We start from the raw sequence: 16,241 nt of genomic DNA on the forward strand, positions 1-16,241 counted from the left end.
CCCATCGGACCCCGCCGCGACACGCGGTCTTCTCGGCCACCTGTCACGCGGCCTGCCGGTGCCCGGGGCGGCAGGCGGAAGACCGCTCCAGCCGCCCCGGGCGCCCCCGGGCCCATCGAGGTTCGGTTCGAAGCGGTCGGCCCGGCGCCCACCATCCGGCTGCGCCACGTGCGCTGATGCTGTGGTCAGAACCGGTCACTGGCGGCCGGGGTGAACTGCCACCAGTTCACGTTGGCCAGGTAGCCGCTGCCGCCGGTGAACCGCAGATACAGGTCCTGGGTTCCCGTCGCCCCGCTGACCGGGCAGGACACCGTCGTCCAGGTTTGCCAGCCGCCCGTGTTCGGTACTGCGCACCGGGCCGCGACCGTCCCGTTCGGACCGCCCACTCGGACTTCGACGGTGCCGTCGCCGGTCGCCGAGGCCACGCGGGTGGTGAAGGAGGACGCGCCGGTGCCGAAGGCCACGCCCTTGACCTTGACGTAGTCGCCGTTCTCGAGCCATCCGAGGTTCATCCCGCCCTCACTCGACGGCTCGGTTTCGATCCCGGAGCCCCAGGCGATCGTCTCGGCCTCCTGGCGTACGTACGGGTTGAGCGTGCCGACCTGGGGCGCTCCCGTGCTGGTCATGGTGATGGTCGGGATCGTGCCGTCGGCGTTGTAGGTGAACTTCTCCACGGCGACCGAGCGGGTGTAGCCGCCGCCTCCCGGCAGGGCACCATTGTGGTAGAAGAAGTACGAGTTGCCCTTGAAGTCGATGACGCCCGGGTGGTTGGTGAAGCTGCTGCCCTGTGTGGGCATGACCGTCCCTCGGTAGGTCCACGGTCCGGTCGGGCCGGGCGCCGTGGAGTAGGCGATGAACTCCGAGCAGCACTTGGCCGCGAACACCATGTAGTACAGGCCGCCTCGCTTGTAGACCCAGGGCGCTTCCTCGAACAGCGTGGGCCGGTTGGGGTCGCCGGCGCGGGTACCGAAGCCCGCGGTGGTGAGCGGGATTTTGGCCGGACTCCCCGAGTACGAGGTCATGTCGGCGTTCAGCCTGACGTACCAGAGGTTCGGGTTGCCCCAGTACAGGTAGGCCTGGCCATCGTCGTCGACGAAGACGGTGGGGTCGATCTCGCCGTTCTCCACCAGGGGGCGGCCGATGGCGTCACGGAACGGCCCGGTGGGGCTGTCCGACACCGCCACGCCGATGGCCATCCGGCCGGTCGCCCGGTTCGTCACCGGCACGTACCAGTAGAACTTGCCGTTGCGGTAGGTGGTCTGCCCCGCCCACGCGTTGGAGGACGCCCAGCTGAAGGTGGCCAGGTTGAGCGGCGAGCCGTGGTCGGTCCAGTTGACCATGTCGTCGGAGGACCACACCCGCCACTCCTTCATGGTGAAGTTGGTGGAGCCGTCCTCGTCGTGCCCCGTGTAGAGGTAGACCCGGCCGTTGTGGACCAGTGGGGCAGGGTCGGCGGTGTAGATGTGCTGCACGATCGGGTTGTCCGCCCTGGCCGCCGGGGGCTGTACCGCGGCGGGGACGACGGCGAACGCCAGGACGAGGGCTACCACCCAGGCCACGGCTCGGCCGAGCCTCGCATGGGTCGGGGTGGGCCGGGCAGGGAGCATCGTGGCCTCCACGGAGGGCTGGTCGACGAGTGACGTTGGACGGCCGCCAGGGCGGACACCGCCGCGATCGGGCCTCACGCACGGCTCCATTTCTGGCCGGCCCGGCCGTCGCAGGTCCACAGGACGAGCGGGGTTCCGCCCGCGGTGCCGGCTTGGTCGACGTCCAGGCACAGGCCGGCGTGCGCGTTGCGGATCGACCCGTCGGAGTTCACGGTCCACTTCTGGTTGTCCTGCCCGTTGCAGGGCCAGGTGATGACACGGGTACCGTTGGTGGTGCCCTGGTCGTAGGCGTCCAGGCACTTGTCGCCGAAGACGCGGACCTCACCGTCGGCCCATGTGGTCCACAGCTGGCTCGCGGCGGTGTGACAGTCCTGGATCAGTGTCCTTGCCCCGGCCGCGGTGGAGGCGCTCTCCACGTCCAGGCAACGGCCGGACCCGTTGCCGCGCAGCCGGGACGTGGCGGCGGCCAGCGGGGTGCCCCCGGTCACCCGGAACACGGCGACGCCGTGTGCGGGCACGCTCGCCGAGATCTGGCCGGTCGTGCTCGAAGTGCCCCCGGTCCACAGGTCGGTGAGGGTGAACGACCCGCCGGACAGACCGGCCTGGGCCGCCGTGGTGGTGACAGTCGCGGCGCCGCCGCCCCGGTTGAACAGGCCCACGGCGACCGAGCCGTCGGACAGGGGCTTGGCGAACACCTCGGTGTCTCCGTCGTCGCGCACTCTGCGCCCGCCCGCGCCCAGGGGGTCCTGGTTCACCGCCAACAGGCGCGGGTTGCGCAGGATCGCGCTCACGTCGGCCGACATGGTGCGGATGTCGTTGCCCGCCATGAGCGGCGCGGCCATCAGCGCCCACAGGGCGAAGTGGGAGCGGGACTCGGTCAGCGACAGGCCGGGTCGGCCGACGACGAGCATGTCCGGGTCGTTCCAGTGGCCCGGACCCGACTGCGCGGCCAGCGGCGCGGTGACGTCCAGGACGTTGCCCACGCCCATCGGATAGCTGTTGGTGTTGCCGTTCTGCCAGATGTCGAGCAGATCCTCGGTCGTCCGCCACAGATCGGCGACCTCGCCCCAGTTGTACCTGTCGCCGGTGATGGCGTGGAAGCTGTTCGGGTTGATGCTGTAGACGATCGGGCGCCCGGTCGCGCGCAGGGCATCGCGCATGAGCGTGAACCGTGCGACCTGCTCGTCCCGGGTGCCGGCGGAGGAGCACCAGTCGTACTTGAGGTAGTCCACGCCCCAGGAAGCGAACATGCGAGCGTCCTGGGTCTCGTGCCCCTTGCTGCCGGTGGACCCCGGGTAGCCGCCCGTGCCCTGGGCGCAGGTGCGCTCGTTGGGCACCTGATAGATGCCGAACTTCAGGCCCTTCTGGTGGATGTAGTCCCCGAGTGCCTTCATCCCGCCGGGGAACTTGGTGGGGTTGGCCCGCAGGTTGCCCGCGGCGTCGCGCTGCGGGTCGAACCAGCAGTCGTCGACGACCACGTACCGGTATCCGGCGTCCCGCATGCCCGAGGACACCATCGCGTCGGCGGCTTGGCGGACCTGTGCCTCGGTGACCCCGCACCCGAAGCTGTTCCAGCTGTTCCAGCCGAGCGGCGGGGTGAGCGCCGGACTGCCCGGCGCGGCCTGAGCCGGCGAGTGGACCGAGGCGGTGGTGAACGCGGTGGCCGTCAGAGCGGCGGCCACAAGGAGGCGGAGCAGTCGTCCGCGTGGTCGTGTGGGCACCTTGGTTCCTTTCCCGGAGGGGTGCCGCAGGGGCGTCACTGACGGCACCCGCCTGTGTGCTGGATGGAGTGACCGGGTCGATCGGGAGGGACCTCGGCGCGGTGCGCGTCCCGGGGGCTGATGTCCGCGCCGAGACCGGGTGTCTCCGGGTCGGTCAGCAGGAGGAGTTGGTCTGGGTGAGCAGGCCGAGCCGCCAGGGGAGGGTGTTGTAGTCGCCGCCGGCGTTGGGGTTCATGCCCTGGTAGAGGTACTGCATCTTGCAGGGACTGATGGTGAGGGTCTGGTCGTAGCCGGCGCGGATCAGCTCTCCGTGGCTGATGTCCTTGGTCCAGGCTCCCGCCGGGAAGGTGGTGTTGCTGGCGCGGGCGAACGGGTTGTTCTCGGAGGCGGCCAGTGGTGTCCAGGAGCCGCCGATGCTGCTGGAGGTCCAGGAGCGGAAGTAGCGCCGTCCGTCCGAGCCGATGGCCTCGACGATCAGCAGGTACTGGTTGCTGTCCTGCACCTTGTACACGTTGCTCGCCTCGAAGAGGGCGTACTTGTTGGAGTCCTGGGCGGCGATGACGGTGTTGGTGAACCCGTTCGGGAACTGGGCGAGGGTGGTCTGGGAGCGGTACAGGTGTCCGTTGTCGTCGGAGGAGAACAGGTAGCAGTTGGCGCTGTCGCAGATCACCCACATGTCGACCCAGTAGCCGTTGCCGATGTTCTGTTTGATGATGTCCGGCATCGAGGAGTAGAAGTTGCGCGGGGCGCTCCACCCGTTCGGGTTGCTGATGTCGGTGTTGGTGGAGTAGGAGGCGTTGCCGGTCTGGTAGACCAGGTACCAGGTGCGTTGGGGGGCGAAGTAGAAGACCTGGGGTGCGGCCCGGTATCCGGTGCCGATTCCGCTGCGGTCCAGGTAGTAGTGGGTGGCCGAGGCCGCCTGGGACCAGTCGGTGAAGTTCAGGTACACCAGGCTGTATCCGGAGGAGCTGGCGACGCTGGCGAACACGTGGTACTTGCCGTTGTAGTAGACCACGGTCGGGTCCTTGAGCCCGGCGATGTTGTGGGTGGAGTCCGGCTTGGGGGACATCAGGACCCCGCTGGAGCTCCAGCCGTAGCTGCCGGGCAGGGCGGCGGCCGACGAGGCGGGGGAGGCCGGGCTCTTCGCGGGGGTCTTTGCCGCGGCCTTCGTCACGGTGTTTGCCGCGGCCTTCACTGCGGGGGTGCCGCCCAGCGCGGTGAGCGCCGAGTTGTAGGCGGGTTTCTTGTTGCCGCCGCCGTCGAAGAGCAGGGGGTTCTCCCCGGCGCGCCAGGAGTCGGTGTCCCGGATGCCCCACACCGTGATGCCGTTGCACCGCGCCACGTTCATGCAGGCCTTGACCGTGTTCGTGTACGCGGTCGTCGGCGCCTGCGCGATGTCGAGTTCGGTGATCTGCACGTCCACACCGAGGGCGGCGAAGTTCGACAGGGTGGTCTGGAAACTGGCCGGCGGGCCGCCGGTGCCGAAGTGGGCCTGGAAACCGACACAGTCGATGGGCACACCGCGCGCCTTGAAGTCGCGCACCATGCGGTAGACGCCCTGGGTCTTGGCGTCGGTCCAGTTCTCGATGTTGTAGTCGTTGTAGCAGAGCTTGGCCGACGCGTCGGCCGCCCGCGCGGTGCGGAACGCCTCCTCGATGAAGCCGTCGCCCAGCAGGTTCTGGAACACCGAGGGGCGGTGCGCTCCGCTGCCGCCGTCGGCGAACGCCTCGTTCACCACGTCCCAGGCGTAGACCTTGCCCTTGTAGTGGCCCATCACGCCGTTGATGTGGTTGTTCATCACGCTGCGCAGGGTGTTCGCGTCGCCGATGGAGCTGACCCAGCTTGGCAGCTGGGAGTGCCAGACCAGGGTGTGGCCGCGTACGCGCTGTCCGCGCGAGGTGGCCTGGTTCACGATCTGGTCGGCCGGGCCGAAGTTGAACGATCCGCGGGAGCGCTCGGTGGTGTCCCACTTCATCTCGTTCTCGGGGGTGACCATGTTGAACTCGCGGTTCAGGATGGTCGAGTACGTGCCGTCGCCGAGTCTGCCGCCGGCCACGGCGGTCCCGAAGTACCGCCCGGACTGGGCCGCCTGAGCACCCAAGGTGGACGCCTGAACGGAGTCGGAGGCAGCGGCGGAGTCAGTGGCCGTGGCAGTGGCGGACGCGGGCGCGGCGGTCCCGGCCACCGCCATCACGCCGGCGGCCAGCAGACCTAACGCGAGGTTTCGGTATCGGCCGGGTGGCTTCACAACAGTCATGGTTCTCCTTGGAGGTCGAGGCGTTCTCATTGGGAGCGCTCCCAATGACGGCTGTGGTGCGGTCATGCCCATGTTGAGGAAGGCTGCTGACGGCCCCGGCGACCGGGTGGCCGCGGCTGCCGGTCGGGTGCGGGTACGGGGAAACTCCCTGTGTCGGCTGGGGATGGCTCCCTTGAACGTCGCCGCCCGTGTCCTCGAACTCCGGCACGGTGACGTAGGGGGGAATCTCACCGGGATACGGCTGTCAACGGTGGTCTGTGGGGCCGACACAAACCTGTCCACCCGGATTGTCGTTCGGTATGGCGAACGACAATCGGAAGGCCGGACAAGCATGGATGATAGGCGGACTCCGTGGGACGTCAACACCCCTCGCGCCAACCAGCCCGTCGATGGCCGATGAAGGCTGTTTGCGCGTCCGGCACTCGGCTCATGTGGCCGGAACGGCACTCGCGCTGCCGCTTATTGGCCGGTCCCGCGCCATGGGCCGGTGCTCTCGCGGACGATCAGGGCGGGCTCGTCGCAGGGGTCGGGAGCGGGGGCCGCGGGGTCGAGCAGCCGGTGCAGCAGTCCGAAGCAGGTGCGGCCGAGCCCCTCGAAGTCGAGTCGGACCGTAGTCAGCGCTGGGGCGAGGAAGGCCGCGACGGGTACGTCGTCGAAGCCGGCCACGCTCACGTCGTCGGGGATGTGACGTCCGGCTTCGCGGGCCGCCCGCATCACCCCGGCGGCCACGTCGTCGTTGCCGCACAGCACCGCGGTCACCGTCCGGTCCGCGACCAGCTCCCGCGCGGCGAGGTAGCCGGTACGCGGCGTCCAGCCGCCTTCCGCCACGGGCGGTTCCGGGGCACCGGCCGCGCGCAGCGCGTCCAGCCAGCCCTGCGTGCGCTGGGCCACGTCCGCGGTCGAGGAAGGCAGCGCCAGGTAGTGCACCGTGCGGTGGCCCAGGCCCAGCAGATGGCGGGTGGCGTGGGCGGCGGCGAGCCGGTCGTCCAGCCAGGCCTGCGGCCGAGACGAAACCGGCTCACTGCCGGAGGGGTGCTCTACCGCGGCCACCACCGGTGTGTCCGCGGGCAGCAGCCGCAGGGCATGCACCCCGGGGGCGTCGAAGGCGATGACCACGACGGGTTCGCCCGGCCGGGCGAGGCGGGCGCGTAACTCGGCCCGGTCCGCATGGGCGTGCCGGTCCAGCACACTGACCGCGACCGCGAATGAGGCGGCTCGGGCGGCCTCTTCGATGCCGCGCAGTGTCGAGGCGGCCCCGTACAGGCTGGTGTCGCTGGTGAGGACGGTCAGCGAGCGGGCTGCCTTGCCCGCGAGTTCGCGGGCCGCGTGGTTGGGCCGGAATCCGAGCGAATCGATGGCCGCTTCGACCCGGTGACGGGTGGCATCCGCCACGGCGGAGTGGCCGTTGATGACGCGGGAGACCGTCTGGTGGGAGACGCCGGCTTCCCGCGCGACATCGCGGATGGTCACGGTGGGGGCGCCGCTGGCGTCAGGGGCCGTGCCCATCACACTGTGCCCACTCCGGGAAGGCGACGGTAGCCGCTCGGCATGGCTGGCTCCTTGCTCCTTGCCGGTGCGGCCATGTGACCGGTCACGCGGGCGCGGGTCCATCCTCAGCGATCATCTGCACGGCCGCCGGGCCCGGCCCGGCGGAAGAAGCCCGGAGAAATCCATGCTGCGCGAACTCTTGACACTTCGGATTCCGACGCCACAATCATGCGGTGATGTGACCGTTAACACAAGTGGTCGGGAACGGATGGAAACCGAACTCCTGCCGCGCCTGGGGCTGCCGTACCCCGACGACCACTCCTGAACGGGTCCACGGTCGCCAGGGCCGGCGCCGTGAACCCGTGATCGACGGCTCCCAAGGGCAGCGGCTGCTCAGCCCCGGAGCCGAGTGAACAGCAGGATCACCGGGGCGTGGGTACGTCCGGCCGGCATCACCACATCGGCCGCAGTCTCGTGCAGGAAGCGGGCGAGCATGGCCGACTGGTTCATGCCGGTGCCGATCGCGCCGATCACCCCCCTGGTCGCGCAGGTCCGCAAGGGTGGACGGGGCTTCTCGGCGGCCTGCCGTCAGTGGGCGTCGGGGGCGTGCACGTAGACGACGTCGAGGCGATCCAGACCCGTACGCTCTCGCTGCTCGGAGAGGCCGAGCGCGTAGTGCGGCGCGGTGTCGAAGTACCGGATGCCGCTGTCCCGGGCCGCCTCGATGGCCGCTGCCGCGTCCTGGGCCGGTGTGACAGCCGGATCGGGGGTCACCGTCCCAGCCATCCGCCGTCGACCGGAAGTACGGTGCCGTGGACATAGGCGGCCGCGTCGGAGGCCAGGAACACGGTGGCGCCCGCGAGGTCGTCGGCGGTGCCCCAGCGCCCGGCAGGGATGCGGTCCAGGATCGCCTTGCTGCGCACCGGATCGTCCTGCAGCGCCTGGGTGTTGTCAGTCGCGATGTAGCCCGGGGCGAGAGCGTTGACGTTGACGCCGTGCGGTGCCCACTCGTTGGCCAGGGCCTTGGTCAGGCCGGCGATGCCGTGCTTGGCGGCGGTGTAGCCGGGGACGGTGATGCCGCCCTGGAAGCTGAGCAGCGAAGCGGTGAAGATGATCTTCCCCTGGCCGCGGGCCACCATCGCCGCGCCCACCGCCCGGCTCAGGGCGAACTGCGCGTTGAGGTTCACCTGGAGCACCAGGTCCCAGTCGGTGTCGGTGTGTTCGGCCGCTGGTGCGCGACGGATGGTGCCGGCGTTGTTGACCAGGATGTCCACCGGACGCGCCCGTGCGGCGAGGTCCGCGCCCAGAGCACGTACGGCGTCGGCGTCGGCGAAGTCCGTGCGGATCGCCTCGAAGGTGCGTCCCGTGGCGAGGACATCCTTCTCCACCTCGCTCCCGGACTCCTCCAGACTGGCGCTGACGCCGATGACGTCTGCTCCGGCCTCGGCCAGAGCACGGGCCATGGCCCGGCCGATGCCCCGTCGGGCTCCTGTGACGACAGCCAGTCGGCCCGTCAGGTCGAACGCGCTCATACGGCCGCTGCCTCCGTCTCGTCGGTGCAGTCCACGAGGATCTTCATCACATCGCCACCGGCCTCCAGCGTCTCGAACGCGGCAGGTGCCTCGGTGAGCGGCACGATCTTGCTGATCAGCCGCTCCGCGGAAATCGTGCCGTCCGCCACCAGGGCGACCGCCCTCTCGAAGTCGGTGCGGTCGTACAACCGCGCCCCGACGAGGGTGAGTTCGCGCCAGAAGAAGCGGTGTAGGTTCACCTCGCGGGGACGGGGGTGGATGGCCACCAGGCACAGCCGACCGCGCACCCCGAGGACATCGACCGCCGTATCCACGCCACCTGCCGCCCCGGAGACCTCGAAGGCGACGTCGGCACCCGCGTCGCCGGTCCACTGCCGCACCAGCTCGGGCACGTCGCCGGCGGCCGGGTCCCAGGCGAGCAGGCCCAAATCAGCGGCGAACCGCCGCCGATGAGCGCTCGGCTCGACGACGCGAACGTCGGCTCCTTCGGCGCGCGCGACCAGCGCGATGAGCACGCCCACCGGCCCTCCGCCGACCACGACGACCCGCTCCCCGCCACGGACTTCGGCCCGGCCGACGTCGTGGACGGCGACGGCGGTGGGTTCGACGAGCGCGGCCCGGTCCAGTGGGACGGACTCAGGCAGGCGTACGAGTGTCGAAGCGGGCACTGTCCAGCGCTGCTGCATCGCGCCGGGCGAGTCGATGCCGATGAAGTCGAGTTTCTGGCAGATGTGCTGGTGGCCGGTCAGGCAAGCGCGGCAGGTGCCGTCCCAGCGCAGCGGCATCACGGTCACCGCGTCACCGGGCTGCCAGCCCTCCACGTCCGGTCCGACGCGTACGACACGTCCGGACATCTCGTGTCCGAGGACCGCGGGGGTGGCGACCCGGCTGTCCATGTCTCCGTGGAAGATATGCAGGTCGGTGCCGCAGATGCCGACGTAGGCGGGGGCCAGTTCCACCTCGCCGGGGCCGGGGGAGCGGGTATCGGCCGGCCCCGTGTCCAGGGTGCGGGCGGCCGTGTAGCGGACTGCGAGTGTCATCGTGGAGTCAGGGTCCCTTCAGCGCGGACGCCGATGGTCAGCAGCAGATTGGCGTAGGTACGGATGTCGGCGGTGACGATCGTCAGCGCGAGGTCGGGGGAGCGGGCGGCGTCGTAGAACTCGAATCGGCCCAGTGCCTCCACCGGGGCGGGCGCCAGGCGGGAGCGGCACTCGGCGACGGCCGGCGGCTCCGGTTCGCCCTCGGGCCCCACCATGACATGGGCCGACTCGACGGGGATCGCCCGCAGCAGGACATCGAGCACGGTGGTGACGTCCAGCAGGCCCGGCCGCAGATTGAGGTGCACGGTCCGCGCCCACTCCCCGGTGGCCGTACTGGCGGGGTAGTGGCCGTCGGCGAGCAGGACGCGGGCGCCGTGGCCCGAGCCGGCCAGGGATTCGAGGATTGCGGGGTGCAGCAGTTCCGTCAGGAGCACGGAGTCCCCTCCTTCGACGGGGCGGTCGTCAGGTGGTAGAAGGCGGTCGCGGTGCCGGCGAGCACCGCGTGGATCTCGGTGGCCGAGCAGCCGTCCAGGAGTTCCTCGACGGTGGCGGCCCAGCGGTTCCAGCCGCCGGCGAGGACGCAGACCGGCCAGTCGGAACCGAACATCAGCCGGTCGGAGCCGAAGGCGGAGAGCAGGACATCCCACACCGGGCGGATGTCGTCGACGGTCCACTTTTCGTGGTCGGCCTCCGTGACAAGCCCCGACACCTTGCAGCGGACCTGGGGATGCCGGGCGAGTCCGCGCAACTGCTCGGCCCAGTCGGTCAGTTCCCGCCGTGCGAGAGGCGGCTTGCCCGCGTGGTCCAGGACGAGGGGCAGCTCCGGCAGCCTTTCCGCGAGCCGGATCGCCTGGGGCAACTGGTGGCTGCGAATGAGCACGTCGTAGCCGAGACCGCTGTCCTGCACGGCCCGCAGGCCCCGTTCGACGGCGGGCCGCTGTAGCCACTCCGGATCGGACTCGTCCTGCACGATGTGTCGCAGGGCCCGCAGGTACTCGCCTCCGGGCCGGGCGCGCAGTTCGTCGAGCACGTCGCCGATCGCCGGGAACGTCAGGTCCGCCCAGCCGACGACGGCACCGACCAGCGGGTCGCTGTCGGCCAGAGCGAGGAGGTCGCGTGTCTCGGGTACGGACGTGATGCACTGGACGACCACCGTTCTCGTAAGCCGCCGTCCGGCGATCGGCCGGGTCGCGGCCGATCGCAGGGCGCGTGAGCTGAAGCTGCGGCGGAGCGGCTCGTGCCCGGGCTCGTCCAGCCAGGGCTGCGGCCGGAGGTCCAGGTTCCACACGTGGTGGTGGGCATCGACGAGGGCCAGGGCGTCAGACACGGGCGGTCCAGACGGGGCCGTCGGGGTACGCGTACTCCTTCAGCGACTCGGGATGCATCTGCGCGCTCAGCCCGGGAAGTTCCGGCGCCAGGTAGTGGCCGTCGGCGATGCGTACCGGGTCGACGAAGTGCTCGTGGAGGTGGTCCACGTATTCGATGACCCGGTCCTCCAGGGCGCCGGAGACGGCGATGTAGTCGAACATCGACAGGTGTTGCACCATCTCGCACAGACCGACGCCGCCGGCGTGGGGGCACACCGGTACGCCGAACTTCGCGGCGAGCAACAGGATCGCGATGTTCTCGTTGACCCCGCCGACCCGTGCCGCGTCGATCTGCACGATGTCCACCGCGCCGGCCTGGAGAAGCTGCTTGAACACGACCCGGTTGGCGATGTGCTCGCCGGTGGCGACCTTGATGGGGCCGACGGCCCTGCGGACCGCGGCATGACCGAGGATGTCGTCGGGGGAGGTGGGTTCCTCGATCCAGTACGGCTGGGACGGCGCCAGAGCGCGCATCCAGTCGATGGCCTGCGCGATATCCCATCTCTGGTTGGCGTCCACGGCGATACGGACACCGTCGCCGACCGTCTCGCGGGCGGTGCGCATGCGCCGTACGTCGTCCTCCAGGGACCCGCCCACCTTCAGCTTGATCTGGGAGAAGCCGTCGGCGACGGCCTCGCGGGCCAGGCGGGCCAGCTTCTCGTCGGAGTAGCCGAGCCAACCGGGGGTGGTGGTGTAGGCCGGGTAGCCGCGTTCCAGCAGGCGGGCGATCCTCTCGTCGCGTCCGGGTTCGGCGCGGCGCAGGATGTCCAGGGCCTCCTCGGGGGTGATCGCGTCGCTGAGCCAGCGGAAGTCGACCTGCGCGACCAGATCCTCGGGGGACATCTCGCCGAGGAAGCGCCACACCGGCTTGCCCGCACGCTTGGCCGCCAGGTCCCAGGCGGCGTTGACCACCGCGCCGGTGGCCATGTGGATGGCGCCCTTCTCGGGTCCCAGCCAGCGGAGTTGAGGATCGTGCACGAGGGAGCGGGAGAACGCGCCCAGGTCGGAGCAGACCTCCGCCACGGACCGGCCGACCACGTGTGGGGCGAGGGCCGCGATGGCGGCGGCCTGCACGTCGTTGCCGCGTCCGGTGGTGAAGGCCAGGGCGTGGCCCTCCAGCCCGTCACCGGCGTCGGTGCGCAGGACGACGTAGGCGGCGGAGTAGTCGGGTTCGGGGTTCATCGCGTCCGACCCGTCCAGATGCTCGGATGTGGGGAACCGCACGTCCAGGACGTCGAGGGCGGTGATACGGGCAGATGCCGAGGGAGGGGACACGGCAGAGGGCATGACAGCGACTCCTGTGAGAAGCAGGTGGAAACCCGGCTCCCCGCGACGGAGGGGGAGCGGCGGGCGGTGTTCGGCGGCGACGGCCGCCTGATTCACTCCTGGACCCTGCCGCCCGTGATGGTGGAGCCGCTGCCACATGCGCTGAGCAGCGCCGGTGCGGACAGGGTGGAGACGGCGGAACAGAGGACGGTTCTGAGTCTCATCGATGCTTCCTCGTACTGGTCCCGTAGCGGGAGAAGTTTCGCCTCGACGACATCTGTCTATCGCCGTACAACAGAGATGGGATGTCTTTATAGGCGCGCTCCTGCTGTGCTGTCCAGTCTCTCGCTCGATCTCTTGCAAAGTGCCAGCTCGGTGCGCATTCAAAGTGAGGGCCTGGGGAGTCGGGATCGCGATCCATCCCATCAATCCTGCCCCTTCGGTGAGGGAGCCGGTCGCGAAGTAGCTGCCAGACATGCCATGTTTCAGCAGTCGCAAACACCCATCCAAAGGTGTAAATCATGCAAATTGACTGGCTGTGCGATGCTTTTCATCCCTGCACGCCCGTTGACATCCCTGGGAGACATGGTCGACCTTCGTGCCTAACAAGCGACGCTCCAGGCACAAGCAGCCATGCCAATCGCTGTCCCCTGATCCCCCTTCCTCTCCGCCCCAGGGATGTGTCCATGCCGAGCTCGATCAACAGACGCCAGTTCCTGGCCAACGCCACCTGCGTGGCCGCGGCGGCCGTCGGTGGAGGTGTGTCAGGCGCCGGCGTCGCCCAGGCGGCGCCCAGCACGTACACGCCCGACTGGAACTCGGTCGACCAGCACCCGCCGGCCCCGGAGTGGTTCCGGGACGCGAAGTTCGGGATCTACTTCCACTGGGGCGCTTTCAGCGTCCCCGCCTTTGACAACGAGTGGTACCCGCGCAGCATGTACCAGGCCGGCAGCCGGGCCAACCAACACCACACCGCGACCTACGGCCAGCCATCGGCGTGGCCCTATCACCACTTCATCAACGGAGCGCGGGACCTGGCGGGCACCGTCGTGAAGTTCGCGCCGAAGCTGAAGTCGGCCGGCGGGAACTTCGACCCCGATGAGTGGGCGCAGTTGTTCGTCGACGCCGGCGCCAAGTTCGCCGGCCCGGTCGCCGAGCACCATGACGGCTTCTCCATGTGGGACAGCCAGGTCAACGAGTGGAACTCGGTGAAGAAGGGTCCGGGTCTCGACCTGCTGCGGCTCTTCTCCACGGCCATCCGCGCCAAGGGCCTGAAGTTGCTGGTGGCCATGCACCACGCGTACAACTTCAACGGCTTCTATGAATTCGTATCCCCCCAGACGGACAGCAGCCTCAAGAAGCTCTACGGGCAACTGGGGCCGGCCGCGGAGAACCAGCTGTGGTTCGACAAGCTCAAGGAGGTCATCGACCGCGCCCAGCCCGACATCCTGTGGCAGGACTTCAAGCTGGACGCCGTCGACGAGACCAAGCGCCTGAACTTCCTGTCGTACTACTACAACCAGGCGGGCAGCTGGGGCCGTGAGGTCGTCGCCACGTACAAGGACGGCATGAACAGCAAGGGCGAGGTCTTCGACTACGAGCGCGGCGGCCCGGCCGACATCACCACCCCGTACTGGCTGACCGACGACAGCATCTCCAGCAGCAGCTGGTGCTACACCCAGGGCATCGGGTACTACACCATCCCGCAGATGCTGCACTCGTTCATCGACCGGGTCAGCAAGAACGGCAACATGCTGCTGAACATCGCGCCGATGGCCGACGGCACCATCCCGCAGGCGCAGAAGGACATCCTGCTCGGTATCGGAGACCACCTGACACGCTTCGGCGAGTCGGTGTACGCGACCCGCGCCTGGACGGCGTACGGCGAGGGCCCGACGAAGATGGGCGGCGGCTCGTTCACCACCCCGCATGCCGGCACCGCGGAGGACATCCGCTTCACCCGCAACAAGGCCGACAACATCCTCTACGCCACCGTCCTGGGCTGGCCCGGCAGCTCGCTGACGATCAAGACCCTCAACTCGGACCGGATGAACACCTCGTCGCTGACCTCGGTGAAGCTGCTCGGCTCCACCGCCGGCACCTACATCGACCTGCCCACGCCGACCCAGAACACCTCCGGTCTCATGGTCACCCTGCCGTCCGCAGCCCCGTACAGCGCCGGCGCCTACGTCCTCAAGCTCGCCTTCTCCGGCACGATCCCGGGCCTGCGGCCGCTCGCCGGAGCCGTTGCCTTCAAGGAGGTCGACTACAGCGGCGACGCCGCCGTGCTCGCCCTCGGCGACTACACGGCGGCCGACCTGATCGCGGCCGGACTGGGCGCGCGCACCCTCTCCTCCCTCCGGCCGGCCCCCGGCTACCAGGTGATCGGCTACGCCGGGGACGACTTCACCGGCACCTCCTGGACCTTCACCACCGAAAACCCAGACCTGCGGATCACCGGCAACAACGACCAGATCACCTCGCTGAGAGTCCAGTTCAACCCGGGGACGCACTTCCGGATCACCAACGTCACCAACGCCCTCGCTTTGGACAGCGGCGGCAACGTCGCCTCCGGCTCCAACCTCAAGCAGTGGACCTGGGACGGCAGCTCCAACCTCCAGTGGCAGGCGGTGGAGGTCCCGGGCGGCTGCTACAGGCTGGTCAACCGCACGAACGGCATGGTCGCCGACGGCTGGGGCGCCACCGCCGACGGCTCCGCCGCCAGGCAGGCCGCCTGGAACGGTGGCAACAACCAGCAGTGGACGATCACCCACCGGGGCGGCGACCACTATTCGATCGCCAACCGCGCCACCGGCCTGGTCCTCGACGGCGGCGGCAACGTCGCATCGGGGTCGGTCACCAAGCAGTGGACCTACGGAAGCAGCACCAACCTGCTCTGGACGTTCACACCTGTGAGCATGGCGACCCCTCGAGGAGACATGGGATGAATTTATAGGGCGCTACGGGAATGGCGTCCGTCGCTCTCGCGCGCAAAAGCGATCGAGAGGCGATCACCTGCGGGTACGGGCAAGTCGATGCGAACCCTGATGATGCGATCACTCCGCTCCTTCCTGGGCTGTGGGATGTATTGGTACGCTGCCGACGCCCGGGGATGAGCAGGGGGTAGCGCAGCATGTCATTGACCGACAAGGCCATCGACCGCATCAGGGAGCTCGTCCAGTCGGGTGAGCTTCCTCCGGGTGCCAAGCTGCCGCCCGAACAGCAGCTCGCCGCGGAGCTGGGGCTGTCCCGCAATCTGATGCGGGAGGCGGTCAAGGCGCTGGCCGTCTCGCGAGTGCTGGAGATCCGGCGCGGCGACGGCACGTACGTGACCAGCCTGGAACCGGAACTGCTGCTGAGCGGCATCGGATCCGCGGTGGAGCTGCTGCGCGGCGACACTCTGCTGGAACTCACCGAGGTCCGCCGACTGTTCGAGCCAGTCGCCACCGGCCTGGCCGCCGGCCGCATCTCGGCCGAGGGGCTCGCGGAGGTGAAGCGACACCTGGAGGCGATGCAGGCGGCCCGCGACGATGTCGAGGAGCTCAACGAGCACGACGCCGCGTTCCACCGCGCGGTGATCGCGGCCACGGGCAACGCGACGCTCGCCACGTTGCTGGAGGGCATCGCGAGCCGGACGCTGCGCGCGCGTGTCTGGCGCGGACTGGTCGACGAGGATGCCGCCGGCCGCACGCTGGCCGAGCACGAGGCGATCTACCACGCGCTCGCCGCCGGCGACGCCGCCCTCGCCCAGGCCGCCGCCCTCATGCACGTCAACACCACCGAGCAGTGGCTGCGCGAGCACCTGGACCGGGACGGCGCCTCGTAGCCGCGAGCGCTGCGCGTGGGCCCGTGGGCTCCGAAGCCCCATTGACCGCTGACATCGACGGCGCGTTCCTGGCCGTCACAGGCGCTCAACGGAAGGTGTCAGAATGGCGGCGGGAGCAGGCGAGGCGATGGGGAAAG

The 16,241-nt window shown here is 69.4% G+C and carries 11 protein-coding genes and 1 pseudogene; 2 read left to right on the plus strand and 10 right to left on the minus strand.

Annotated features, from left to right (window positions below; translation table 11 throughout):
- Positions 1 to 185 precede the first annotated feature (185 nt).
- The 10 genes and pseudogenes from ACH4S9_RS16160 to ACH4S9_RS16205 form a co-directional block, all read right to left on the minus strand.
- The gene (locus ACH4S9_RS16160) at positions 186 to 1,607 is read right to left on the minus strand and encodes a glycoside hydrolase family 43 protein (RefSeq protein ID WP_398372352.1); all 1,422 of its coding nucleotides are present in this window, start codon (positions 1,605 to 1,607) and stop codon (positions 186 to 188) included.
- Positions 1,608 to 1,681: 74 nt separating this feature from the next.
- Entirely contained in the window at positions 1,682 to 3,328 is a 1,647-nt protein-coding gene (locus ACH4S9_RS16165) for a glycoside hydrolase family 27 protein (RefSeq protein WP_398372354.1), read from the minus strand.
- A 154-nt stretch (positions 3,329 to 3,482) separates the two neighbouring features.
- Positions 3,483 to 5,585, minus strand: a complete 2,103-nt coding sequence (locus ACH4S9_RS16170; RefSeq protein ID WP_398372357.1) for a non-reducing end alpha-L-arabinofuranosidase family hydrolase — start codon at positions 5,583 to 5,585, stop codon at positions 3,483 to 3,485.
- Between the two features lie 459 nt (positions 5,586 to 6,044).
- Positions 6,045 to 7,091, minus strand: coding sequence for a LacI family DNA-binding transcriptional regulator (locus tag ACH4S9_RS16175; RefSeq protein WP_398372359.1), 1,047 nt, complete (start codon positions 7,089 to 7,091; stop codon positions 6,045 to 6,047).
- Between the two features lie 420 nt (positions 7,092 to 7,511).
- Positions 7,512 to 7,859: pseudogene (locus ACH4S9_RS16180) on the minus strand (hypothetical protein); the annotation flags it as partial.
- The gene (locus tag ACH4S9_RS16185) at positions 7,844 to 8,605 is read right to left on the minus strand and encodes an SDR family oxidoreductase (protein ID WP_385339856.1); all 762 of its coding nucleotides are present in this window, start codon (positions 8,603 to 8,605) and stop codon (positions 7,844 to 7,846) included. The gene ACH4S9_RS16185 and the pseudogene ACH4S9_RS16180, both read right to left, overlap by 16 nt.
- Positions 8,602 to 9,645 (minus strand): zinc-binding dehydrogenase, encoded by a 1,044-nt coding sequence (locus ACH4S9_RS16190; protein ID WP_398372362.1) that lies wholly within the window; start codon positions 9,643 to 9,645, stop codon positions 8,602 to 8,604. The genes ACH4S9_RS16185 and ACH4S9_RS16190 overlap by 4 nt, the downstream gene beginning before the upstream one ends.
- Positions 9,642 to 10,079, minus strand: coding sequence for an RbsD/FucU domain-containing protein (locus ACH4S9_RS16195; protein ID WP_398372364.1), 438 nt, complete (start codon positions 10,077 to 10,079; stop codon positions 9,642 to 9,644). The genes ACH4S9_RS16190 and ACH4S9_RS16195 overlap by 4 nt, the downstream gene beginning before the upstream one ends.
- The gene (locus ACH4S9_RS16200; RefSeq protein ID WP_398372367.1) at positions 10,070 to 10,972 is read right to left on the minus strand and encodes an amidohydrolase family protein; all 903 of its coding nucleotides are present in this window, start codon (positions 10,970 to 10,972) and stop codon (positions 10,070 to 10,072) included. The genes ACH4S9_RS16195 and ACH4S9_RS16200 overlap by 10 nt, the downstream gene beginning before the upstream one ends.
- Positions 10,965 to 12,299 (minus strand): enolase C-terminal domain-like protein, encoded by a 1,335-nt coding sequence (locus tag ACH4S9_RS16205; RefSeq protein ID WP_398372369.1) that lies wholly within the window; start codon positions 12,297 to 12,299, stop codon positions 10,965 to 10,967. The genes ACH4S9_RS16200 and ACH4S9_RS16205 overlap by 8 nt, the downstream gene beginning before the upstream one ends.
- Before the next feature lie 665 nt (positions 12,300 to 12,964).
- Here ACH4S9_RS16205 and ACH4S9_RS16210 point away from each other — a divergent pair.
- Both ACH4S9_RS16210 and ACH4S9_RS16215 read left to right on the plus strand, forming a co-directional pair.
- Positions 12,965 to 15,226: an alpha-L-fucosidase gene (locus ACH4S9_RS16210; RefSeq protein WP_398372371.1), complete on the plus strand. Its 2,262-nt coding sequence runs from the start codon at positions 12,965 to 12,967 to the stop codon at positions 15,224 to 15,226.
- Between the two features lie 185 nt (positions 15,227 to 15,411).
- Positions 15,412 to 16,104, plus strand: a complete 693-nt coding sequence (locus ACH4S9_RS16215) for a FadR/GntR family transcriptional regulator (protein WP_385339844.1) — start codon at positions 15,412 to 15,414, stop codon at positions 16,102 to 16,104.
- Positions 16,105 to 16,241 lie beyond the last annotated feature (137 nt).

It is taken from the genome of Streptomyces sp. NPDC021225, from assembly GCF_044332865.1.
In the GTDB taxonomy this organism is placed as follows: Bacteria; Actinomycetota; Actinomycetes; order Streptomycetales; family Streptomycetaceae; genus Streptomyces.

Bases quoted from the DNA above. Each gene is read 5' to 3' on its own strand.
- ACH4S9_RS16160 (WP_398372352.1), bottom strand. From the start codon at position 1,607: ATGCTCCCTGCCCGGCCCACCCCGACCCATGCGAGGCTCGGCCGAGCC.
- ACH4S9_RS16190 (WP_398372362.1), bottom strand. From the start codon at position 9,645: ATGACACTCGCAGTCCGCTACACGGCCGCCCGCACCCTGGACACGGGG.
- ACH4S9_RS16185 (WP_385339856.1), bottom strand. From the start codon at position 8,605: ATGAGCGCGTTCGACCTGACGGGCCGACTGGCTGTCGTCACAGGAGCC.
- ACH4S9_RS16170 (WP_398372357.1), bottom strand. From the start codon at position 5,585: ATGACTGTTGTGAAGCCACCCGGCCGATACCGAAACCTCGCGTTAGGT.
- ACH4S9_RS16205 (WP_398372369.1), bottom strand. From the start codon at position 12,299: ATGCCCTCTGCCGTGTCCCCTCCCTCGGCATCTGCCCGTATCACCGCC.
- ACH4S9_RS16215 (WP_385339844.1), top strand. From the start codon at position 15,412: ATGTCATTGACCGACAAGGCCATCGACCGCATCAGGGAGCTCGTCCAG.
- ACH4S9_RS16175 (WP_398372359.1), bottom strand. From the start codon at position 7,091: ATGGGCACGGCCCCTGACGCCAGCGGCGCCCCCACCGTGACCATCCGC.
- ACH4S9_RS16210 (WP_398372371.1), top strand. From the start codon at position 12,965: ATGCCGAGCTCGATCAACAGACGCCAGTTCCTGGCCAACGCCACCTGC.